Source organism: Turicimonas muris, assembly GCF_002221595.1.
GTDB classification, from domain to species: domain Bacteria; phylum Pseudomonadota; class Gammaproteobacteria; order Burkholderiales; family Burkholderiaceae_F; genus Turicimonas; species Turicimonas muris.
On the sequence record NZ_NHMP01000001.1, the window covers coordinates 458077 to 481346 of the forward strand.

The 23270-nt window shown below is 42.1% G+C and carries 16 protein-coding genes; 11 read left to right on the forward strand and 5 right to left on the reverse strand.

The features are described from left to right. The first annotated feature begins 15 nt into the window (after nt 1-15). Nucleotides 16-1524 carry a hypothetical protein gene (locus ADH67_RS02190; protein ID WP_066591202.1) on the forward strand — a complete coding sequence of 503 codons (1509 nt, stop codon included), beginning with the start codon at nt 16-18 and terminating at the stop codon, nt 1522-1524. A 93-nt stretch (nt 1525-1617) separates the two neighbouring features. Next, nucleotides 1618-2721, forward strand: coding sequence for a UDP-galactopyranose mutase (gene glf / locus ADH67_RS02195; protein WP_084081411.1), 1104 nt, complete (start codon nt 1618-1620; stop codon nt 2719-2721). A 156-nt stretch (nt 2722-2877) separates the two neighbouring features. On the opposite strand, the gene ADH67_RS02200 is transcribed toward glf, so the two are convergent. After that, the gene (locus tag ADH67_RS02200; RefSeq protein WP_084081412.1) at nt 2878-4347 is read right to left on the reverse strand and encodes an FAD-dependent oxidoreductase; all 1470 of its coding nucleotides are present in this window, start codon (nt 4345-4347) and stop codon (nt 2878-2880) included. A 220-nt stretch (nt 4348-4567) separates the two neighbouring features. Here ADH67_RS02200 and ADH67_RS02205 point away from each other — a divergent pair, with 220 nt between their 5' ends. The 6 genes from ADH67_RS02205 to ADH67_RS02225 all read left to right on the forward strand — a co-directional run bounded on the left by ADH67_RS02205 (nt 4568) and on the right by ADH67_RS02225 (nt 11911). Then, on the forward strand, nt 4568-6061 hold the full coding sequence (locus ADH67_RS02205; protein ID WP_066591205.1) for an FAD-dependent oxidoreductase: 1494 nt from the start codon (nt 4568-4570) through the stop codon (nt 6059-6061). Further along, nucleotides 6058-6588: a type 2 periplasmic-binding domain-containing protein gene (locus tag ADH67_RS02210; protein ID WP_066591206.1), complete on the forward strand. Its 531-nt coding sequence runs from the start codon at nt 6058-6060 to the stop codon at nt 6586-6588. Before ADH67_RS02205 ends, ADH67_RS02210 begins: the two co-directional genes overlap by 4 nt. Nucleotides 6589-6634: 46 nt before the next feature. Beyond that, nucleotides 6635-7819, forward strand: a complete 1185-nt coding sequence (locus ADH67_RS02215) for a sensor histidine kinase (RefSeq protein WP_066591207.1) — start codon at nt 6635-6637, stop codon at nt 7817-7819. A gap of 9 nt (nt 7820-7828) precedes the next feature. Beyond that, nucleotides 7829-8446 (forward strand): response regulator transcription factor, encoded by a 618-nt coding sequence (locus ADH67_RS02220; protein WP_066591210.1) that lies wholly within the window; start codon nt 7829-7831, stop codon nt 8444-8446. 870 nt (nt 8447-9316) lie between these two features. Further along, nucleotides 9317-9448, forward strand: a complete 132-nt coding sequence (locus ADH67_RS13600) for a hypothetical protein (RefSeq protein ID WP_255202397.1) — start codon at nt 9317-9319, stop codon at nt 9446-9448. Nucleotides 9449-10111: 663 nt separating this feature from the next. Continuing rightward, entirely contained in the window at nt 10112-11911 is a 1800-nt protein-coding gene (locus ADH67_RS02225; protein ID WP_089275692.1) for an IS1634 family transposase, read from the forward strand. Between the two features lie 224 nt (nt 11912-12135). Here ADH67_RS02225 and ADH67_RS02230 read toward each other — a convergent pair whose 3' ends face one another. The 4 genes from ADH67_RS02230 to ADH67_RS02240 form a co-directional block, all read right to left on the reverse strand. Beyond that, nucleotides 12136-13470: an anaerobic C4-dicarboxylate transporter gene (locus ADH67_RS02230; protein WP_066591216.1), complete on the reverse strand. Its 1335-nt coding sequence runs from the start codon at nt 13468-13470 to the stop codon at nt 12136-12138. Nucleotides 13471-13633: 163 nt separating this feature from the next. Next, nucleotides 13634-16825 (reverse strand): autotransporter domain-containing protein, encoded by a 3192-nt coding sequence (locus tag ADH67_RS02235; RefSeq protein ID WP_236578450.1) that lies wholly within the window; start codon nt 16823-16825, stop codon nt 13634-13636. A 91-nt stretch (nt 16826-16916) separates the two neighbouring features. Then, entirely contained in the window at nt 16917-17066 is a 150-nt protein-coding gene (locus tag ADH67_RS13390; RefSeq protein WP_236578451.1) for an ESPR domain-containing protein, read from the reverse strand. A 1109-nt stretch (nt 17067-18175) separates the two neighbouring features. Continuing rightward, the gene (locus ADH67_RS02240) at nt 18176-19978 is read right to left on the reverse strand and encodes a C69 family dipeptidase (protein ID WP_089275693.1); all 1803 of its coding nucleotides are present in this window, start codon (nt 19976-19978) and stop codon (nt 18176-18178) included. 98 nt (nt 19979-20076) lie between these two features. Between ADH67_RS02240 and ADH67_RS02245 the strand changes: the two genes are divergently transcribed. From ADH67_RS02245 to ADH67_RS13725, 3 genes are all read left to right on the forward strand, one after another. After that, entirely contained in the window at nt 20077-21033 is a 957-nt protein-coding gene (locus ADH67_RS02245) for a LysR family transcriptional regulator (RefSeq protein WP_066591219.1), read from the forward strand. 497 nt (nt 21034-21530) lie between these two features. Then, a complete protein-coding gene (locus ADH67_RS02250) occupies nt 21531-22655 on the forward strand; it encodes a hypothetical protein (RefSeq protein ID WP_066591221.1) in 1125 nt (374 codons plus the stop codon). Beyond that, nucleotides 22640-23107, forward strand: coding sequence for a three component ABC system middle component (locus tag ADH67_RS13725; protein WP_066591223.1), 468 nt, complete (start codon nt 22640-22642; stop codon nt 23105-23107). The genes ADH67_RS02250 and ADH67_RS13725 overlap by 16 nt, the downstream gene beginning before the upstream one ends. The last annotated feature ends 163 nt before the right edge of the window (nt 23108-23270 follow it).

Here is a 23270-nt window from a genome sequence, read left to right on the forward strand (position 1 = left end):
TCTTGTTAAGTACAAATGAATTCAACCTTAAAGAAGTTTCTTCGAATTGAAAAAATAGAAACAGTTCTTAGCCGAATCATTAAAGAAGAATTGCTTCTATCTCATCAAAATGTGATAGCCGAAAATGATAAATTGAGAGCTGATTTTTTTCAAATGGTTGGTAAATTAGATTCACTCTCAGATGAATTCCGAATTTTAGAGGAAAAATTAGATAGAACGCAACAAGAGTTAGAGAAGGAGAGGAGACGTAGAGAAGAGGCTGAGGTTGAGAATTTAAAAAACGTTTCTTTCCAAATTTCCTCCCACGTCTCTTCTCAAGTTCAGAGGTTAGAAAACTCTCTGTCCTGTCTTTTTCAAAGAGTTTCGGTTCCCGCAGAACGGAAAAGAATTGTATTTCTCATTCATAACGTTGCAGCTATAGATGCAATTCTTCCAATTATTTATGAAGCTCAAAGAAGGGAGCATCGGGTAGTTGTTATTGCTATCAGAAACAAATTCTCGTCCTCTCAGACTAATGTTGAAAGTCAGCATATCGCCCTTCAAAGTCTAGGAATCGAGCATTTGCGTTTCGAAAAGCTAAATCCAGGAGAAGGTCTGGATTATTTAAAATCTATATATCCAGACGTTATCTTTAGACAATCTCCTTGGGAACGAGACATAGATGAAGAATTCAGTATTGAGAGGTTGAGATTTAGCAAGGTTTGCTATGCTCCTTACTACGGAATTCAATTTTTAAGACATTTTACTCCTGAAGATCCGGTCGACTACCACTGTGATCAAGAGTTTCATAGAAAAGCATGGGCAATTTTTGTGGAAGATGCTACCGAAGTTTTTGATAATTTTAAAAATTCTTCTTTAATGAGAGGAATAAATATTGTTCCGACCGGGCTTCCTAAATACGAGCATCTGACTGGCCAGCTCAGTGCTTCGTCAAGACCAGAAAAGAATATTAAGACGATTCTTTGGGCTCCTCACCATAGCTTTGACAAGAACTGGTTGGGTTTTGCTACCTTTATCGAAACACACAACGAAATATTAAAATTTTTGGAAGAGAATAAGGACACATTCAATATCATTTTTCGTCCACATCCCTTGTTCAAGACAAATCTTGTTTCAAGTGGAAAGATGACAAATGAACAATATGAAAGTGTTATGAATAGATTTAAAGAGTTGCCAAACTTTTCTTTTTCAACACATTCTTCTCCGCATTATGATTTTGATGCTAGCGATCTCTTACTAACAGACGGAATAAGCTTTTTGGCTTCTTATTTAGTTACGCATAAGCCAATTGTTTGGTTGGATTCAAATCATCATATGGAGTTTACTACTTTGGGTGCAAAGGTCGCGTCCGGTAGTTATCGCTTATCTATTGAAAATTTACCTTCCCTACAAACGGTTATTCGAACAATTTTGGTGGATGGTAAAGACCCTTTATTTGAAGAGAGAGAAAAGCTTAGAAAGATTCTTCTCGGGAAAGGAAGACCATCAGAAAATATCTTGAATTACATTGAGCAAAATGTCTAGTCGTTTTTTGGGATGGTTCTGATTTGTTCAGAAGTCAACCGCTTTTGAGAGCATTTTGATAATTCATAAAAACATATTAAAAAAGGATTGGTAATGAAATTTTTATTAGTAGGAGCAGGGATTTCGAATATCGCACTTGCTCGGAAGATGGCAGAGGCTGGAAATTCTGTCGTGGTAATTGACCAGCGAGCGGAGCTAGGTGGGAATTGTTACGACTTCTGGGATCAAAATGGAATAGATATCCATAAATATGGCACGCATATCTTTCATACAGAAAACGAAGAAGTATGGAAATTTTTGTCTCAATTTACTCAGTGGTATCCTTATCAACATGAGGTAAAAGCACTCATTGATGGCCAGCTTGTTCCCGTTCCTTTTAACTTTAATTCAATTGAGCAGTTGTTTCCTCAAAAAATGGCTCAGTCTCTTATCGAGGCTTTGCTGAACGAGTTTCCATTCAACAAGAAAGTTCCAATTCTTAAGTTAAGAGAAAGCAAGGATAAAGATTTGCAATTCTTAGCAGAGTACGTATACGAAAAAGTTTTCCTGCACTACACTGTCAAGCAATGGGGAGTTAAGCCAGAGGATTTGGATCCTTTAGTGACTGGACGCGTACCGGTATTTGTCGGTCGTGATAATCGGTACTTCCAAGCTAAGTATCAGGGAATTCCACTTCATGGCTATACGGCGATGTTTGAAAAAATGTTGGATCATCCCAACATTGAAGTCCGGCTCAACACGCCATTTGATAAATCAATGCTTAAAGATTTCGACCATTGTTTCTTTACCGGCGCAATTGATGAGTTCTTTGACTATCAGTATGGGGAATTACCGTATAGAAGTTTAAAGTTTGATTTCCTGACATTCGATCGTCCATATTTTCAAAGTAACTCAGTGGTTAACTACCCGTGCAACTACGACTTCACTCGTATTGGTGAATACAAGTATTTCTTGGGAACACAGAGTAACTCTACCGTTGTTTCTTACGAATATCCGGAACCGTTTGTTTTAGGAAAGAATGAACGTTACTACCCGATCATCAATGAAGAAAACAAGGCCTTATATGCCAAGTATCTGGCCCTTGCAGACAAATTAGAAAATGTCACGTTCCTTGGCCGTTTGGGAGATTACAAATACTACGATATGGATCAGGCTGTCGGAAGGGTTTTAAAATTGGCCGAAAACTTTACTGCTTAACCCAAAGGCATATACAACATCACCTCTGAAAACCTTAAATTCGTGTTTAACTAACCTAAACAAATTCGGGAGGTAGCTTTAAACCAGCGTCTCCCGTCTCTGTCTTTCATTCAGGTCATTATCTGCCTGAACAAAAGAATTCTTTACTGCACCGAGTTACTTGCCTGCAATACTGTCGATGGCAATGCGGCCAAAGCAAATAGCTTTTCCGAACGCTGTTCCGGTCATGTATGCAGCACCGTGCACGCCTCCGGTCAATTCGCCGGCTGCATGCAAAGCAGGTATGACTTCACCGAATACATTAATGACCTGAGCCTTTTCATTAATCTTCAGACCACAGTACGTCCCGATCAAAGCGGCAGTAGTCGGCATGATGTAGAACGGTCCTTTTTCTAACGGAACCGGTTTCCCAAAACCGCTGGTCAGTGAAGTGCGGCCGAATTCATCTTTACCTTCCTTGATGCCTTTGTTGTACTTTTCAACGGTTTCTTTAACCTGTTTCGGATCTAAACCGGCTTTCTTTGCAGCCTCTTCAATAGTTTCGCCGAAATAAACCCATTTCTGACCGGCAGGATCGTTGGTTAAGGCTGTCATCATTTCAACGCCTTGCGTATCATTCTTGAGGTCATAATCAAGAATGTTCTTATCAAACACCTGATATGAGTACCCGTCGGTCTGCGCTAAGGAAGCATCCCCTTGAAGCTTGTAGGATTGAGATTCATCAGTAAAGCGTTTGCCTTCCTTGTTAATCATGATGGCGCCGCTATAGGTAATAAGGCTCATATCTTGAATGATTGTAGGTTTGAGCTTGAATCCGTAAGAGGCTTTAATGTAGGTAGTATCAAGCGTATCCGCACCGATTGCCTGAGCCATTAAGATGCCGTCGCCTTGAGTGCCGCCGCCTGAAATCGCATCGGCCTTAGCCATGATAGGATTAAATTTAGCAAGCAATTCCGGATTTCTGGAAAATCCGCCTGCAGCAAGAACAACCCCTTTGGTAGCGCCGAGAACCACATCTTTCTTGTTAATGGTGGCCTTGACTCCGATTACTCTTCCGGTTCCGCATTCAGTAACTAAGCGGTTGGCTTTAGCGTTAAGAACAATTTCAACTCCTCGATCTTTTGCATACTTGGTCAAAGCTTTGATAACTTCCGGAGGGTTGAAAGTATGGGAGCGTGGAACACTCATGCCGGAGGCGGCCATGACGCCTCTAGGATGAACGTCTAACGTCTTAGTTAAAAAGTCATATTGAATCTTTGACATATTCACAAAAGCTCGGACGACTTTCGGATCGTTCTTGCCTTTGCCGGTCTTAATCATGTCGTTGTAGAAAATATCGGCCGTATCAGTTTTGCCTTTGGCTTTTTGAAGATCTGTTCCGAAAGTAGAGAACTGACCGCCGCATAAGAGGCTTGAACCGCCGAGCAAGCCGGTCTTTTCCAATACGATGGCTTTCAAACCTAATTCGCCGGCTCTGCATGCTGCTGAGAGACCCGCACCGCCGCCTCCAACGATGACTACGTCATATTCTTTGTCAAAGCCGGCTGCATTAGCCTGCACAGAAGGAAGGGTGGCTAAAGTGCCTAAGCCGACTGTCTTCAAAAGATTTCTGCGAGATAGTGTCATAAGGTTCTCCTTGTTCAGCTTAAATGGAGCTCAGAGAAGATAACTCGTTGTTTTCTTACCTCTCTAAGTAAGATTCAGTCTAGAAAGCGAAATACGTAAGTATGTTGATCTAGATCAAACTTTTGCACGGAAAATACATTGGGTTGTTTTAAAGGACGTGATGAGGCTATCCTTTCTTAATCTGATAAAAATTTAAAAAGACTTCCAAGGAAAAATCCAGATGCTGAGAAGAACTGTTCTCGCCTTACCATGCTTATTCTTAAGCCCGACCTCGGCTGACAGGTTGTTATCCTCAGCTGATGCTTCGGAATTCATAAAGAAAGAAACTTCTCAGCTTCCCGGGGAAGTGGAGTTACTAATAATTGGCTCCGGAGCTGCCGGGTTATCGTGTGCTGTCCGAGCAGCCGAACTCGGCGTCAAATCTATTTTGCTTGTAGAAAAAGAACCTCTCATAGGAGGTTCAAGCAAGATGTGCGGAGGACATTTTTCCGTAGCCGACACTGAGTATCAGAGACTTAATCATGTAACAGATAGTCCGGAACTTTTCTATAGAGATTTGATCCAAGCCGGCGGAGGTAAAAATGATCCAAGCTTGGTGCAGAAATTCGTAGAGGCGGGAAGGGCGCAATTTGACTTTCTTTATAAGAACAATATTAAGCCGATGAGTTTGTGGGCTTCCGGAGGCTCCGATATTCCGAGAGGACACGTTTTTAATCCGCATGAAATTGTTTTCTTCCTATTAGATAAGGCCCGTAACGCAAACGTCCGAATTGTTCCTTCCGTAAGAGCTGTGGAAATTGAATTAAGTCCTGTTTCTCAAAAAATGACTGTCACCTTAGAGTATTTGGGACAAAGATTAGAAGTCAGGACGGCAGTGACAGTGTTGGCATCGGGCGGTTTCGCAAATAATCGGAAGATGCTTCAGGAGTATCTAAACGATCTAGAGAACATTCAAGTCTTCTCCGGAAACGGCAATACCGGTGACGGTCATAAGATCGGTTTGGAATTGGGCGGTCAACTTATAGATACGGAATTTATTAAACCTTCTTACGGATTCATCAAAAATGCCGCCGATCCGAATGACTTCACCATGATCTTCTATGGAGGCGCTGTAATTCTCAATCAGGACGGCCATAGATTCGTGAATGAATCTATTTCGTATAAGGACATCGGCCTGATAGCCTTACAGCAGACTAATGGAAGAAGTTTCATTGTCTTTGATGAAAATATTCGCATAAGACAGTTAGAAAGCCGACCTCCGGAAGCTAAGCTTTGGGAAAATTTAAATAAGCATTCTTCATATGTTTTTTTTGCTGACACAATTGCAGAGGCGGCTCGCAGAGCCGGGCTTCATCCTATTAATACGGAAAAAACGATACGCGACTACAACGAAATGGTAGAAAAAGGAGAGGGACTGCCCTTTGGTCGTAAGTCTTTATCCGGAGGTTTCGGGAAGCCGGTAAAAATTGAAAGACCTCCTTTTTATGTCATGCCCGCATCCTCTGGAATTATGGGAACTTATTGCGGCTTGAAAGTAAATGATAAGACTCAATTATTAAGGAGCGATGGACAAATCATCCCTAATGTTTTGGCCGCTGGTGAAATCATGGGAGGTGTCCACGGAGAAAATTTCACTCCGGGATGCGGATTCGGAAAAGCTTTAGCTTTTGGAAGAGTTGCTGGTGAAACTGCCTATTCATTGATTCAGCCATGAAGAAGACACTTTTCTTTCTATTTCTTTACTTTTTCCTGACAGTTCATGCCATGGCCATGAATAGTTTACGGCTAGGCATTGAAGAATCGATTCTTCTTGGAAGAGAGGAAACTCTCGTAAAAGAAACGGTTGCGGCTTTGAACAAGAGGTTGGAAAGAGAGATTATTGTCAATGTCTTTTCAACTGAAAACTTGAAGACGGCTGTAGAAAACAATGAAGTAGATTTATTCATTTCATCAGCCTCCTTCTTTTCTTCAATGGGCAAAAGCGGAGTTAAAGATTTGGCTACGGCGGTGTCGGACAGGGCTTTAGATCCGAATTATGGTAAAAGTACTGCGGTGTTCATCAGAGCCAAAGGCAGCAATCTTTCTCATTTGAAAGATCTGAAGGAAAGAAAAGTTTTCTTCAATCCTAACTATGGAGAAGAAAATCTCTTCCTGTTATTCGGAGAATTCGGGGAAAAGAAAAACAACTTAGCCGAAGAATATGAGATATTCAAGAAAGGCTTAATTAAAAAAAGACATTAGTCTTGACAGGCAAATCGAAGGACTTCTCCTTGGAGATTGGGACGCAGTGATTCTTCCGGGTTGCCAATTAGAAACCGAATCGGAAAAATTACCCATTTCCTCATTAGAGATAGACGTTCTTCTTCCCAAGATCCACTCAAATTTTCGATGTGTTCACTCCACAGCCCTCTATCCGAATATTACGATTGGTACCTTACCTTCAGTGTCTGCTAGTTTGTCTCGGCAGCTGAGTATTATTCTTTTGAGTCTGCCTCCGACCAAGCAAGGAATGTTGTGGGGAACGGCCTCTGATTTTTCTCAAATAGATAAGGTTCTTAGGTTAATTGACAGAGATGCAAATGCGTCTGATCGGAAGTGGTCCTTCTCAAGGGTTTTAGCCGAATATTGGTTTGTCTTTTTAGGAGCACTAGGTCTTGTAATTGGCCTTCTTCTGCATTCGGTTCGATCCGAACATTTAGTGCAAAAACGCACTGCCCAGCTTACAGCTTCTCTTAAAAAGCAAGAACAGCTGAAGAAACAAGCGGTACTAACGGAAGAGAAGTTAGGAAAGCTGCAGAGGCTGGGAACAATTAGTCAGATGAGCAGTCTATTCGCGCATGAACTACGTCAGCCTTTGAATGCAATCAGGTGCTATACCTTCAGCTTGAGCCGGTTGATCAAAAAAGAAAAAGTGGATCCGGAAAAATTTCAAAGAGGACTGAAGGAAATTACGGAGCAAGTAATCAGAGCTGACGATATTATTCAGAAAGTTAGAGACTATGTAAAAAATAAAACTTCTTGCCCCCAGCTCTTTCATTTGAAACCTTTGCTTGTTCATACGATTAAAATTTTTGAAATTTCCCATAAAGAATGCAAATTCGATCTGACGGAGGTTCAAGATACTGAACTCTATGGTGAACCTTTAGAAGTCGAATTGATTTTTTCGAACTTAATAAAAAATGCTTATGAGGCGGTAAGTCCAACACAGATTCCTGCCGTTTTTATATCAGCTCAGCCTCAATCGTCAGGCTTCTTAGAAATTAAGGTCTGGGACAACGGCCCGTGGATACCGGATGATAAGTTTCAAACTTTTGAGCAGGGGTTTAAATCTACGAAAGCGGATGGACTCGGCTTAGGTCTTTCAATTGTTAGGACGTTTGTTGAGAAATCGGGAGGAAATTTAGCTTTATCGAGAAGTGATTTGGGCGGATTGTTGGTAACCTTCACATTACCTATTGCAAAGAAGAGTTAAGAGATAAGCATGAACACAAAAATCAGAGATATCGCGGTTATTAGAGTTGTTGACGATGACGAAGATGTCCAAAAAGCTATTCGTTTTTTGCTAGAGAATGAGGACTGGAAGGTTCAAGTTTATTCCAGCGGTGAGCAGTTTTTGATTGATGAGGCCTCCTCGGTTCCCGGTTGCATTATCTTGGACATTCAAATGGAGGGGATGAGTGGATTGGAGGTTCAAAGAGAGTTGGTCGTTAGAGGTTCTTCGGTACCCGTGATTTTCTTAACCGCCCACGGAGACGTTCCGATGGCGGTTGAAGCGATGAAGTCAGGGGCATGCGATTTTTTGCAGAAACCTTTAGATCCGGAGAAGTTACTAGATTTGATAGAAATTCTGGTTGCTAGAGATGTCTCTGAAAGAGAGTTAAAAATTCCTTATCCGGAGGCCAAAAGAAGGTTCGACAGTCTTACTAACAGAGAAAAACAAATTCTTTCTTTAGCCTTAAAAGAGTTAAGCAATAGAGAAATTGCTGAGGCACTCGACTTAAGTAAACGGACTGTAGAGACCCATAGGCAAACGGCATATAGAAAACTTGGAGTCTCAAACGTAAAAGAGCTGGCACTTGCGGTGGAGAACTTTATGTAGGGTAGGTAGCTGTTGTAACAGTAAAGTATTCTGGGGAGTTTTCAGTTACTGTGGGGTTCTTGCTGATGTTGCTGTTGGGGGTTTATGAACCTTCGTCAGGGGTGCTTTTCCCGAGAGCCTCTGGAATCTGCAAAGGCTCCCGCAAGGAGATTGTGGACAAGAACGAGAAAAGGGCGAAAAAATAGCTAAGTTCCTGGCATGCCTCTAAATCTGTTAAAATAGTCGGGTTCGGTTTCTCTCCGTATCCGTCTTGTCAGCCCATTGGGCTGACAAGACTCATATATCTCTTCAAAGCAGGGAAGTCATTCCTACTTCGATATTCGATGACGAAGACGTGCAGAGGCAGTCTCAATCCCTTCAAAACAGGGGAATCATTCCGACGCGGAAGTAAAGACTTCTATCTTTAAGAAGTCTTAATCCCTTCAGAGCAGGAAAGCTATTCTGTCTACATCGAAGCGGGTTTACCGAATATAACAGGGTCACAATCCCTTCAAACAGGGAAATCATTCCTACCCTTCCTGGATTATTTTTAATTTTAAAATCATTGGGTTAAGAAGAAAAAAAGACCATAAGAAAATAAAAATAAAGAAAACCTAGAAAATTGCTAATTTTACCCCCTTCTCAATATTAAGAATGCCATATCAAAAAGGTATTAAGTTCCGGGTGCGTGAATAGTGAACAAAAATTTAAAGAACAAAACGATCTGAATGAAACCTACTCAAGGCTTGTTCTGACCTATATGACCAATAAGTCTATAAGAAAATTTATAGCGTAGTCAAAGTCCTTTTCAAAGTAAAAGTTCCAAGACATAGATGAGCCAAAAGCCCAGGTGGCTCAGAATTTCTCTATGTCAATTTAGAGGAAAAAGTAATGTCTCGTCACCCTTGGAAACAGATTATTAGTGAGTACCATATATCGGGACTTACCAAAGGCAAGTTTTTTCAATACAACCAGGCTCACCCGGAAGCCAAACTTTGTCGTACTACTTTCTTCAATAAATAAGCCCTGTTTGAAAAGTTATTGAGAAAAGGAGAAACTCCAATTCGCTTCCGGAAATAGCTCAATGTGCTTTAAAAATCCTTAGGTTGGAGAAAACTTTTCATTTACTCGACTTTGGACAGCTCTGAATAAAACTGTTGAGTTACATGATCGTGGACCATTTGGTCCAGCAACGTTTTAGATGTTTGTTCATGTTCTTTTCCTTTAATTTCTTTCGGGAAAGTATTATGACCACCTATGGATGGACTCCTAATCCTTATCCCTCTATTAAGAAGGTGACAATCCAGAGTGTAATATGTCTGTAGCTAAAATTTCAAAAGAAATCAACAAGTTGTGTCTCTTCTATAGATTGAAAGATGGGATAGAGTTATCGGAATGTCTTTACGATACGCTCGAGGAAACGAGGGAATTCTGCTTCAATCACTCGATAAACTGAGATAACTAAGAACAAAACTGTCAGCAGTGCGAGAGAAAAAAGATAAACCACGCAGCCTACTTTAAAAGCTAAAGCGATAAGAGTCACCCGAGTTTGACACCTATTTTTGCAGATGAGACCAGACGCGCTCTGGGTTCCTCTGCAAAAAAATTTACCGTCTTTGTAGCGTAAAAGTAGCGTGTTTTAAAAAATTCAGGTATAATATCCTTACAGTAGTCGGAGTCGGAAAAATGCCTTTGCATGTTTCAGTGGTTAAAGTTAAAAATCATCAATACATCCGTGTCTATTCGAGTTATCGAAATGAAAAAGGACAACCTCGTTCTCGAATAATTGAAAACCACGGCAGACTTGATGCCGCTTTAGAAAAAGATCCTCAGTATGTGGAAAGACTCAAAGAACGCATTGCTAAGGAGAATGCTCTAGAAGCTCAGAACAAATCTCTGGAACTTGAAAATCAAGCCAAAAGAAGAATGGATAAGTTGGCTGATTCTGCTAAAGGTCTTAACGAGAAACCGGGCAATTTCAAGAGCCTCAATGTTGGCTCGGCTCTTATAAGGAAGGTGTGGTTAGATTTAAAAATGCCGGAGATGTTCCGCCATCTTCAAAAAGGCAGAAAAATCCAATATCCCTATGACCAGACTGCTTACCTTCTGACTGAGCAGAGGTTCTTAAATCCCTCAAGTAAGTTGAAAAGCTTTAATAACCGTGCTCATAGCATCATTGATCACGGCCAAGTCGATCATCTTGAAGATTTGTATAAAGTTCTCGATGTGCTTCAAGAAGATAAGAAAACCATCGTCAGACATTTAAATAAAGAAATCCAGAAAAGAACAAAAAGGACTGTCACGGCTGCCTTTTACGATGTGACCACCTACAGTTTTGAGAGCCACAGTGTCTCTGAATACAAGGATTTCGGTCTAAGCAAAGATCATAAGGTTAACGAGGTTCAGGTCGTGCTTGGACTTGTTATGGATGAGAACGGCATCCCCATTGACTATGAACTCCTTGCAGGCAACACCAGTGAATTCGGGACGATGGTGCCGTTGATTAAGAAAATAAAAAATACCTATCATCTCAAACAGCTGATTGTGGTTGCTGACCGTGGCTTGAATTGTGCTGAGAACCTATTTGCTCTCAAAGAAATTGGCTGCGACTTCGTTATTGCTCAGAAGTTTAAAAACTCTGCGGCGCAAATAAAGACTCAAATTCTGGATCCCGACAACTGGGAGGAGTATATTTGCAAAGACGACGGAGAGGTTAAGTGTCAATATAAAACACTGAATGTGACTCAGGAACTGCACGAGAGGAAAGAAAGTCCGACTACTCATCGCCGGTACCGGGGCCCAAAGGTTCTAGGCACCATGGAACTAAATTGGATCGTCTCTTACAGCCCGGCAAGAGCGGCTAAAGATAAGGCCGATAGAGACAGAGCCATTGAGAAGGCAAAGAAGGCGGTCGATGATCCAAACAGACTTCGAAGCTGCGGGTATAAATCCCTTATTACGATCCCTAAAGGGACCGGTTCTCCTCGTATAAATTGGGACAAAATTGAAGAACAGGCCAAGTGGGACGGTTATTACGTTATTTGTACGAATCTTGAAATTTCGCCTCATGAAGCAACCAGTATTTATCGAAAACTCTGGCAAATTGAAGATTGTTTTAGAGTCTCAAAAACTCATCTGGAAACACGTCAGTGCTTCGTGTGGACGGATCCTCACATTTATGGACACTTCCTTAGTTGTTTTATAAGCCTGGTCATTGAAAAATACATGCTCTTCATGCTTAAAAGGGAGTTAGGCAAAGAAGAAATCACACACGACAAGATGCTTGAGAGCATCAAAACCGCCAGTGTTGTTTACGATGATATTAACCCTCAGGTGCCTCTTTATTTAAGACTGTATGAGGCTGGGTTGTTCGACCGAATGTCCACCGTATTTGGGCTGGACGCTCTCAATCGAGTGGAAACTCCGTCTTCTCTAAGAAGGAAATTACATTTGCCGATTGCAAAAACTTTAGCTACACAGACGTAATTTTTATAAAGTCTGGGAACCTCGATGGAGCCTAGGTTCCCGCAGATTTCTTGATGAATCTGGTGTCAAAGTCGGGAAAAAAGATAAACCACGCAGCCTACTTTAAAAGCTAAAGCGATAAGAGTCATGAACATTACTCCTTAAAACTGCGTGGTTTATATTGGAGGAAAGCCTGGAACCCTCTCCTCCTTGGATAACATTGATAGAGCTAGTTTGTTATGGTTTTAAAAGATTCCGCAGACGGCAAACCCTAAAGCAACGGAAAATACAATTGCTAATACGCCTGGAATAAAGAACGAGTGATTAAATACCCATTTGCCAATGCGTGTTGTACCGGTATCGTCCATCTGAACAGCACCTAAAAGTGTCGGGTATGTCGGAAGCACGAACAGGGCTGAAACAGCTGCAAAGGAAGCGACTAGCATATACGCATTATCCGGATTTGCAGCGGAGATTCCTAATGCGGCGACCACTGTCGGAGTGATAGCTTTAGCAGTAGCGGCCTGCGAATAAAGCAGCATAGCGGCTAGGAAGAAAACGACAGCAAGAAGGGCAGGGTACTGACTGATGGTCTGAGATGCAAAATCTTTGATTTCTTTAGTGTGACCTGACACAAAAGTATCACCCAGCCAAGCCACGCCGAGCACACAAATGCAAGCAACCATACCTGATTTAAAAACAGAAGTGGAAGCAATATCTCCGAGCTTAACATTGCAGAGTGTTGTAATTAAAGCACCGACCAACAACATCAAGCTGATGATGGCAGCATCACGAGGAACGACAACTTGTTTGATAAGGCCCACAGCTGGAGAAATGGCAGATGCGTAGAGTACAACGCAAACAACTCCGATTAAGAAAACCCAGACAGAACGCTTAGCAGCTGGTGTAATTTTCATTTCCTTCAAACCGACAGGTGGTTTAACCAAACCTTCTTTCAAGCGTTCTTGATAGATTGGATCGGTAGCTAAATCCATCTTGCTGATAAGAGTCATTATGAACGCTGTAATCATGCACCCGGCAAACGTTGTTAGCAGCCATACGCCTAATAGTGTCGGATAACTCCAGCCAAACGGTTCGAGAACACCGGTCATGTAAATAACTGCGGCAGAAACCGGAGAGGCGGTGATAGCGATCTGGGAAGCGACTACCGCGATAGAAAGCGGAACGGAAGGACGAATGTTTTCGCCTTTAGCCACTTCCACGATAACCGGAATCATAGAGAAAGCGGTATGGCCTGTACCAGCAAAAATCGTTAAAACATAAGTAACTAACGGAGCGAGATAGTTAATATATTTGGGGTTCTTGTACAGAATCTTTTCTGCAATGTAAACCAAATAATCCAGTCCTCCGGCTAATTGCATGGCAGAAATTGCTGCAATGACCGAGGCAATGATCAGGATTACGTCCCAAGGAATATTGCCTGGTTTCATGCCTAAACATAAACCTAAAATAAGAACGCCGGCGCCACCGGCATATCCGATGCCGATGCCGCCTAATCTGACACCGACAAAGATTGCACCTAACAGCACAACTATTTGTAATGCGACTATGAAGTCCATATAACCTCCAAAGCTATTAACTAGAGGTAATAGCTCGTTTGAAATTTATAAGTTCTTTTGTGAGGGTAATGTGCAGAGAACAATAAAGATATTGTTCTCTGCCTTAGAGTAGGCCTCAAGCATTGAATCCTACTCGTCAACTTTTAAAGATCTTTCAAATCGATTAAAAAGCAATCTTCAAAGTTGCGCCGACCCCATTAGATTTAATTTTGCTGCCGTAGGCTCCATAATAAGAGACTCCTAAGGCGACTCGTTTGCCCAACTGAGCTTCAACACCCAGACCAACTGAAGCAACTGCAGAGAGTTTTTCACTCTGGATCTTAGCAGTGGCGCCGTTACCAAATTTCAGAGTAGATTTTCCTCTGGTGTCGCCCATGAATTGGGTCCAGTTCACATCTGCAACCGCTTTAAACTTGGCTGACCCAACATCAAAAGGAACTTTAGCTCTAACTCCTACATTGGAGACGGCTAAGTTTTGCTTGTCAAAGTCTGTTTTAACTTGACCGCCTGCATAGTTTTCGCTGAATCCGTCGGCAGACAGATGCATCCATGCCAAACCGACATAAGGTTCAACTTCGACAGAGCCAAGGTTCAAACCGGTGTAAGCAGCTTCTGCAAAGATTTGTGCAACGCTGGCGTTGTAGCTCGGGGAAGAACCAAATGTTTGGTTCTTATAGATTAAGCTTCTAGCTGAGTCTCTATCCTGATGAGTGTAGGCAAATCCATAGTTCAAGCGAACCGGATTAAGTTTTGACTGGCCATAGATACCGAAGTGTAGATCGTTGGAGTCAATCTTTCCATCGCTGTGAGCTTTAAATTTAGTCTTGCCGGCTCCAAAGAATACACCAACTTTATTGTTGAGGTTGATGTCAGCCTCTAAACCTACCAAACCGGTATAGAAGTCAGCATCCATCTTTGAAGAGGCAGTGCGATCCATCTTGGACCAGTTGCCTACGGCAGACATCCAAAGACGTGCGCGACCTTCGTCAACATCTGCAACTCTGGCGGCGCCGTCGATACCGATTGCTTGATCTTTGACCGAGCGGATGAGCGATTGCCCGTTGGCAATCGTCATCGCATTAGCTGTAGCATGGATGTCATTAGCCAAAGAAGCTATGGTGTTTCTAGCCTCTTCTTTTGTAGCACTGGTTAGACCAGCCAGCAGTGTTGAATCAGCTGTAAGTGCGTTAGCTACTGATTTTCCGTTTGCATTGAGAGCATAATCGGCAAGAGTCTTATCGCCTTTTTCCAATGTACCGGTAATGGTGTTTCCATTCAATGTAACGGTATGATTTACTAACGCATAATCAGGAGAAACGATAGCATTGTTAAAGCCTTCAATGTTTTCGGCCGTAACGGTACCGGTCTGAGGGTTCCCGTTATACGCTTCTTCGAAAACATTCTTTGTCAAAGAATCAACACCGATCTGTGCACCCGGGTTAAACGTCAGGTTTCCAACCTGAACATTTTGATCTGCAACAATAGCATATGTGCCGCCGTTATTAACAACAACATTTGCTTTATTGACGGCAGCTCTAGTCACTCCTGCAGCCGTATTTAACAGACCTTTTTGTGTGAAGGTATCGTTGTAGCTTTCAAGCACACCGAATGTGCCTCCGTTTACATTAACTGTACCGGTTCCAAAGGATTCCGTGAAACCGTAAAGGGCACCTTCTTTAACAGTTGTTCCGCCGGTGTAACTATTGTTGCCTGTCATCACCAAAGTACCGGATCCTGATTTGATTAATGCGCCTTTATATAAGCCATTATCAATCTTATTCTGGATGTACGCAGCACGAGCGGCATAGTATTCTTTACGCCACTGTTCAGCTTGTTCTGGAGAAACAGCATTGTCATAGAAATCTAAGTTTCCATCCAAAACTACTAAGTCGTCTCCAAGAGTGTAAGCACCTCCTGCAGCTGGATCTGTGCCATTCTTGGTTGCTTCCATCCAAGCAAGATCTTCCTTTTCTCTCTGCTGTAAACCAGCCTCGATGATGTCATTGCTCCAAACGTCTAGTGGCTCATTAAGACGATACTCAAAGTGATCCAAGAACTGACCGGGACCGTACATGCCTTTTTCTAGATCAGGCATACCCCAACCGTAGATCACATCGGGAGTGCCTTCAGCAGCAGTCCAGTTTGTAAACGGTTGACCATTCGGTCCAACATGGCTCGCTGTCGTGTACATGACATCTTTTACCTGGATGGCTGTCATGCTTGGATAACGAGACTGCAAAACAGTAAAAGCACCGGAGATTTGAGGATCTGATGCGGAAGTACCATTAAATCCTGTTGTAGTCAGACGACCGTCTGCGAGCTGAGTGGTGACATAAGTAGTTCCGATTCCAGGGTATGCGGTTGGACCGGACATCGACCACCACTTGGCCAAACCGGCTTTACAGTATGTTGCCTGCATATATTGGTCATTATCTCCGCGAGTCTGCATGACGCCGACTGCATTTAACCAATTCTTTTCGGCTTCCGGATGGAAGTATGGGTAAAGACCCTTAAGATAAGGTGTTCCTCTATCTTGGTTACCAGCGGCCCAAGAGAGAATAACGTTAGTGCCTTTTACTGCATCATATGCGCCGTCTAAGAAACTGGGTTTGTCACCATATTTCAATTTGAAATACATGTATTCCCATTCAAATGCAGACGGGTTCTTTGAGTATTGATCAGCACCGGGGACGTCATTTAACCCTAAGAAACTATAGTCACCGGAGAAAGTAACTGCATAGGCAGCGGCGGCGGTGTCGTAAGTCCCTTTACCATCTAAAAGGTCCTGCATTTCATCCGGAGTTAAGATATAACCGCCTGAACTGTAAATCTTCGTATTAGTGCCGTACGAGTTATTGATCATGCCGCCGCGATAAGCTCCGTTGGCGTCGATAATTGCATCGGCAAGTGCCTTATAACCTTTGTTATAGAAGGTGTAGTCTTGGAAAGGACCGTAATTATTGTTGTCGTTTGCTCCTGTATTCCCAACAATGACATCAGCTTTAAATGCAACACCATGGCCCCATTCTCCATTTCTTTCGGCGCCAATAACACCAGTTACCTGTGTTCCATGTGCATCATTAATTGGAATTGTGTAATTGCCTGTAACGTCAAATTCTTCCCCTTCTGTAAAGGGTTGACCTGCTCCAGGGGTCGGAGTTTGACCTTTAGTAATTTTTGAGTAAATGCTTTGAGGATAGCGGTTTCCGCTTGAACCGTAAGTACCTGTTACATGTGTAACCGTGATACGCGGTGTATTCAAATCAGGATTTCCGAGCCAAGCAGCAGAATCCATTACACCGGTCATTGTGTTTTGGCCGAAATAGCCAAGGGCGTAGGCAGAAGAGGCATTCATTGCTCCTAAGCCCCAATTGTAGTTATATTCTGTGGTCTCCCAGGAAGCTTTATCGCCAATTACTCCGGGTTCAACATACGCAGCAACTGAATTACCCCCCCCCTGTTGTCAGCAGGATAAGTCCAGTCAGAGCAACAGCTGCTACTGATTTAGTCCTTTTGCCGCGTGATGTTTGCAACTCGCTTGTGGTAACAAATGTCTGAGTAACATCGTTCCATATTGCTTTAAAGATTTTATTCATTGAAATTCTCCATTTTCTTTGAGAAAGAGAAATCTAAGTTCGCTAACGTCGTTCCTCAATTAACAGTCAGCGGTCTTCATAAAAGACCTTTACACTTTAAAACAATATGTAAAAAAATGAATGAGCAACAACCCTTATAAAAATTACCGAAATATCTTTCTTTTGCCTCTGCTGTTCAAAATAATTTCAAAGCAAATTCAAGAGGTTGATTTTATCGGTTTTCGCTATCATGTTGTTCTTTCCCCAAAACAGGCCTTTCTGTCCGGAGAGTCCTATCTGTAGAGGCGGAGGTCTACGTTTTCCGGTTGCTGCCCGTATATCCGGATTCAATGGTCACTGCACTAAGTTCTTTCAGGTCATTAAATAAGGCCTGAAATATTGCGCTCAGCGATAGATTTGCCATTTATTATATGAGGCTCTGCGCCTTGATAACTCTAAGATTAGAACAGCCATGGGAGCTCTTTGGTTAAGGGTTTCGGAGTATAAAACTCTCACCATTGCCTCAGAGCCAGTAACGATAACCTGTATTCTGAACCTTTGTTTAGGATCTTAAAATACATTGGCTTTTTCCTTTAGCCTCTTCATCGAGGCATTCACATGGTTGCTCCTGATAATAGATACTGTGCAGAGACGTAGAAATCTTGAGAAGATGGGAAATCATTATTCCGCAAGTTCGCAAGAATAACCTTCAAGATGGATTTCAGGGAAACTTATGAAGTTCAGGTAGCCGGAACAGGTTTCTGGATCCTAAAAAAATCCTCTGTCTCAGACGTCATGATCTGTCGAAATGACTTTATGGCAAGTGTGGAAGGTGTAAGTAGTAACGGACCGCAGCGGCATTAAAGTCGAGAACACTTTACATAAAAGTCATGAGACATACGCTTTGGTTCTTTGGCTATGGAGAACGAGTTGGAAAAGACTCTCAAGCCAAGTGGAGCTGAATGCCTAGGAGACGGGGCACGGAGCGTCCCCAAGCAAAAATGCTTAAATAGTATTTGTATGCAATGAAATAGAAGACCTATCTTACAATAATTGCATCTTGAGCTCGAAGCAAAAGGCTGCCCCAAAATTTTCAGAGCAGCCTTGCCTTGCTTACAGACGGTGTTTAACTACTTTTCTATCTTAACGGTATCCATGGCTATCACTGGTTCACCCTCAATTTTCGTCCACAGATACAACTGAGTCATTACACCAGGGAAAGTTTGAGCCACAGCAGCTTTAACAGGGAAAGAAAGGATCGCATCCTTTTTCCCGTCCCCGTTAACATCTTTGAATTCAACAGATGTCGGGTTAGTCAGTTGCAAGTTCCGATTCAAGCTTCCATCGGGATATCCGTCCCCAAAGAAAGTTTGCTTTGGATCAATTCCTTCAGCGTTGATATCTTTGGAAGAGAAAAGAGTGACAGTGACATTGCCTTTGTCATTGATAGAAAGCTTGCTTGCACCAATCGCAATCGTAGCCTTGTAGTTCTGCGCTACTTCGGATGCCGTTGCTCCCAGAACTTTATCGAAGCTTTCAACGTTGAACTGATGCATATGGTCTACTGTTTTTTCTTTGCTTACCGTGGAGAGCTGAAGGGCTCGCTCGTAAGCTATTGCAAAATCCTGTTCTGCTTGTGCCTCGAAGACTTTTTGTTTGTCCGCAAATTTTCTGAATGCCAGATTATCCCAATCTAAGAAGTTTTGATGATTAATAAACGTGAAAACCGTTCGGTCAGGAGAGTAGTCAAAGTCATTCGGTACACTTCTAAACTGTGCCTTTGTGGCTTGCTCCGGCGTTAAATAAGACTGAATGTCCGCTGGTTTTCCAAGCATGAATTGCGGATAAGAAAACTGGGAATCGGGACGCCCGGAGGTTCTCCAACTGTAAGATATCAGAGGATTCTTGGTCAGAACGTACACTGCGCTGTCAAAAGTGCCCGAATTAGAGGTTTCGTTGAACATCTCATGCTTCCAACCGGACTTGTTGGTGTACCAAGGATTGTTTTGTCTTAGAAGTCCGCGGACGTCCGCAACCGACATCTTTCTTTCCGGTTTGATACTCATAGACTCGGGATAATTGTATGGCTGTACCATGTCTTTGCCGGTGAGTCGATAAAGGACGGCGCGTACTCGCTCAGTGTTAGCGGGTCTGTCGATTCGAGCCCGAAGTTGATAGGCCTCGCGGAAATTAAAGTCTGAATAATCTCCGGCTTTTGCTGGCTTATAAGTACCCTTCTCTATAGCATGCTGTACTAAATCAGGAGAGGCGATGACATTTTCTTTGTCTTTCAAATCGACCTGACCAAGCGAAAAGGCATTGCTCATTACGGTCATTTCATTGTCGCCGACGCGTCTGGCTAAATAACGGCCGCCCTTTAATAAAGCAAGCTGCCAAGCCTCTTTTGAGTCAGCAATGGTATAAGTTCTTCCTTGATGGCGGTAACCGTACTTAGTTACCAAATCAATAGCAATCTTGACGCCGTCTCTGGCTGATGTAGCGCGTTCAGCGAGCAATCGACGAATACCGTAACCAATACCTCCGTCCTTGACTTTTTCATCCTTTTCAATGGTCAGATCACAGTTGTTAGAAGTTATGAGAACTCCGGCTTCATTGTAAAAACCGTCGGAAAAAGCGTAACCGTCCGGGTGTAATGTTTGTTGCCACCAGAAGCCTAGAGTTTTTTCTACCTGAGGTATTTGAGCGGTATTGGGTTCATACTGAAGCATCTCTCCTGTTTTGTGTACAGCCGGAGGGACCCAGTACTGATTACTCATTACCCGGCCGTCGTTATCCTCGTTATGGCCAACAATAATGTTTCCATCGGCACTGACGTTTTTACCCACGATAATAGTGAAGCAGGCATTCGCAGGACTCATCGTACCAACAGCTGCGGCTACTAAAACGGCAGACCAAGCGGCTTTAAATCTCATTTGAACACTCCTTAAATGAAAATGTACATCAACGGCTATAATTCTAAGCGTCACGGAATAAGTCATCAAGGCGTTTTTAGCAAACCTGGGTTAACCCTATGAATCCAAATTCTTCTTCTCCACTTCATGCGCTTCGGCTGGACACTTGGCATTTAGTCAGGCGCGTTGCTCAGCTAGGCTCTATGAACAAAACCGCAGCTGATGCCGGATTGGACGTAGGAAGGATTAGCTCAAAGATCCGAGCTTTGGAAGCAGAACTTGGTTTTGAGATTTTTCGCCGTAACCCACATAGCGTCGCGCTTACTGCAAGAGGCACCGCCATGCTCACAGAAATTTCTCCTTTGCTAGACCAATTTGAGAGGTGCTTGCAAAAATTTTCTACTTCATCAGATTCGATAAAGCGTACCCTCAAAATTAAGGTGCCAAATGGAACAATTCCTGTCTTTATTCGCTGGTTCAAAGCTTTTAGAGAAGAGTTCCCTGACTTTGATATTGAATTAACGGACAACAAATCAATTGATTTAGGGTCTCAGATGGGTTTTGATGTGGCAGTCTTTTGTAATCTCAACCAAAAGCCGCCGGGCCCAATAGAGAGGCTTGGTGACGTTCCTACCTTTCTTGTTGCCTCACCAAAATACTTGGAAACTCACCAAAAAATCATTTCGCCGGGGGACCTTGATTCGCATTGTCTGATTTCTTGCTTCAACTGGAATACGTCTCTCAGGTGCTTGTACGGACCTGACGGAGCGACCATATCGGTTAAAGCGCAGCATTTCTTTTGCGTTGACTGTTCTCAGAGCTGCCTGCAAGCTGCATTGGAAGGAATTGGTATTGGCTGGGGCGTTCCATTAATTCTTTGTCGCGATGCTTTAAGCCGCGGAGATTTAATCCGCTTGTTGCATCCATTTGAGACGGTCGGTCTTTCGTACTATCTATCCGAGACTAAACCAGTAAGCCTTCCTTCGGGAAAGACTTTGGGAGAGTGGATTGCTAATCATTGGCAAATGGAGTTCGGACACTTAACACGGTTGTCTCCGGCGTTTGCTTTGGACTGATAAGGGAAATAGAGGTTTTTGAAGAGACAAGACAATTTACCCACCAAAACGTTTTGAAGTACTTCAGTATCCTCCAAGATCTTTTATCCATGTTCTTTATTTTAATTTCTCTAGAGAAAGTATTATGACAACATATGCGTCGATTTCAATCAAGATCGTACTCAATGTAAAAATGCCAACTATATTCAAAATAGAACGCTGCTTAATAAGACAACTTTGGCAATAATTAGGAATGCCCAAGAACATGAAATTGAACTAACCGGAAAAGAGCCAATAACAGTTAAGCGCTTTATGGAAAAGTTCTCGGTTTTAGATAAGGCCTTAGAAGTATTGCCGACTGCAATTAAATAATTTTCATGCGTAGGCCCTGAACTTATTTTAATAAAATATAAGTTATAAGATAGCCTTAATAATGTGCGGGATAGCGTAGGGTTATTAAAATTTTGATGATGAAGAGAGCTGCCTATGATTTTTTCTCCTGAGAGGAGGATCTTCTAATGACAAATTTAAAAAACAATGCTTCGCGCTCAACAGAAGGAATTATTTACCAATTTTTAGCGGCTCTGAATGCATGTTTCGATCTGGCCCCAGATGAAGAAATTTACATAGAACGCTTTGGGGATGTAACTGTATCTCATGATTCTCAAACAGAAGTAAAGACAACGGCGGGTAATCTAACTGAGAAAAGTGAAAATCTTTGGAAAACTCTGAATAACTGGTTACAAGAAAAATTTGAGGTTGGTCATTACAACTCATTGTTTTTGCTAATAACTCAAAAGATCTCAAAAAAAAGTAGCTTGGCCGAATGGAATGAAAAATCTCCTCACCAAAAACTAGCAATTCTCAAGGCGGCCGGGGGCGACTATAAAAGTAAAGGGAAAAGTGAAAGTATTTTACGACTGATAAAGGAGGTACTAGCTGAGGATAAAGAAAAGAAATTGCTTTTGGTTCTTGGGAAGTTTCAAATTCTGTCGCGTGCGCCTTCTTCAAAAGATCTTTATAACCATATTCTCGCTACTAGGCTTATGTCGATTCCGGACAAAAATAAAAAAGTAGTCGCTGATGCTCTTTTTGGATACGTATGCTCTAAAAATGACAGGCCTGGGGATGGATGGGTAATCACATATAAGGACTTTGCTGAGGTTTTAGGTAATCTTACTCAAACGTATTGTCCAAAGAATTTTCAATTTCCAAATATTGAAATCTCGGATCCTGAACCAGCGAATTTTGAAGAGCGTAATTTTGTAAAGAAAATTAGAGAAATTGAATGTGAAGAAGAGATACTGGACGCGATCAAAGATTACCTAAAGACAAACGAAGCAATAACCCAATTTTTTCAACATTATTCATGTTCCCCGGATGATTTGAGCACTTATTCAAACGAACTATTACAATTATTTAGGAGAAAATATAGAAGTAAGGTACGGCGGCTGGATAGGGAGAACCCTATAGATTTGTCCCAAGATTTTTACTCTGAGATGACTACTACGGTTCCAAGCTCAAAGATTTCAGTTGATTGGCCAGACACTCCTATGTATTTTCGCAATGGTACGCTGCATGAGTTGACTGATTCCGATGAGCATGATTTAAGGTGGTTGGTGTGTGAATGCATGAATACATAAAGAATAGTTACTTTGTTTTTAACAATCCATTTTTGCTGACACCTGTCTTAGTTTCTTTCTTTCAGAATTACACTGGAAGAGAGGATAATTTCCTTCTATCTTATCTGGTGCTTCCTCTTTCGTTACCTAAGGAGGGGAAAGCCGTTCTAGGGCATATAAATTCGAGAAGCACGTTAAATAAATTGCAAGAAAACAATAACGTTCTAATTTTTCGATTGAATTCTCGCTTAACTGAATACAGAGAATTAACCAATCATTGTATTCAATATAGTCTGGATAATGATTTTTTAGTTTTGAATGGGCTGAGCCTTACAGTAGGAAAGAATGTGCCTCCCCCAAGTCGGAACTCCTCAATAAAGGATTCCGCAAAAGTGTCTGCGAACCTAGGGAAACTCCTGTCTAAATACCGAGTCGTTGATATTTTCCGTTTTTTAGGGGTTAAAGGTTTATGAAAGCGTTTGTAAAAAAATTGGCTTAATTAGCAAAGCCAATATTGAACACTCAGTCAGCTTTGAACAGGGAGTCAATATAGTTACTGGAAGATCTTCAACTGGAAAAAGTGCTCTAATTGAAATATTCAATTATTGCTTTGGTAGTTCTCAAAACAACGTTCCC

Excerpts from the sequence above, each read along its gene's own strand:
- ADH67_RS02205 (WP_066591205.1), top strand. The coding sequence starts at position 4,568 with ATGCTGAGAAGAACTGTTCTCGCCTTACCATGCTTATTCTTAAGCCCG.
- glf (WP_084081411.1), top strand. The coding sequence starts at position 1,618 with ATGAAATTTTTATTAGTAGGAGCAGGGATTTCGAATATCGCACTTGCT.
- ADH67_RS02200 (WP_084081412.1), bottom strand. The coding sequence starts at position 4,347 with ATGACACTATCTCGCAGAAATCTTTTGAAGACAGTCGGCTTAGGCACT.
- ADH67_RS13725 (WP_066591223.1), top strand. The coding sequence starts at position 22,640 with ATGCATGAATACATAAAGAATAGTTACTTTGTTTTTAACAATCCATTT.
- ADH67_RS02225 (WP_089275692.1), top strand. The coding sequence starts at position 10,112 with ATGCCTTTGCATGTTTCAGTGGTTAAAGTTAAAAATCATCAATACATC.
- ADH67_RS02220 (WP_066591210.1), top strand. The coding sequence starts at position 7,829 with ATGAACACAAAAATCAGAGATATCGCGGTTATTAGAGTTGTTGACGAT.
- ADH67_RS02230 (WP_066591216.1), bottom strand. The coding sequence starts at position 13,470 with ATGGACTTCATAGTCGCATTACAAATAGTTGTGCTGTTAGGTGCAATC.
- ADH67_RS02235 (WP_236578450.1), bottom strand. The coding sequence starts at position 16,825 with ATGAATGCCTCTTCTGCCTACGCCCTTGGCTATTTCGGCCAAAACACA.
- ADH67_RS02245 (WP_066591219.1), top strand. The coding sequence starts at position 20,077 with ATGAATCCAAATTCTTCTTCTCCACTTCATGCGCTTCGGCTGGACACT.
- ADH67_RS02240 (WP_089275693.1), bottom strand. The coding sequence starts at position 19,978 with ATGAGATTTAAAGCCGCTTGGTCTGCCGTTTTAGTAGCCGCAGCTGTT.
- ADH67_RS13390 (WP_236578451.1), bottom strand. The coding sequence starts at position 17,066 with ATGAATAAAATCTTTAAAGCAATATGGAACGATGTTACTCAGACATTT.
- ADH67_RS02210 (WP_066591206.1), top strand. The coding sequence starts at position 6,058 with ATGAAGAAGACACTTTTCTTTCTATTTCTTTACTTTTTCCTGACAGTT.
- ADH67_RS02190 (WP_066591202.1), top strand. The coding sequence starts at position 16 with ATGAATTCAACCTTAAAGAAGTTTCTTCGAATTGAAAAAATAGAAACA.
- ADH67_RS02250 (WP_066591221.1), top strand. The coding sequence starts at position 21,531 with ATGACAAATTTAAAAAACAATGCTTCGCGCTCAACAGAAGGAATTATT.
- ADH67_RS13600 (WP_255202397.1), top strand. The coding sequence starts at position 9,317 with ATGTCTCGTCACCCTTGGAAACAGATTATTAGTGAGTACCATATATCG.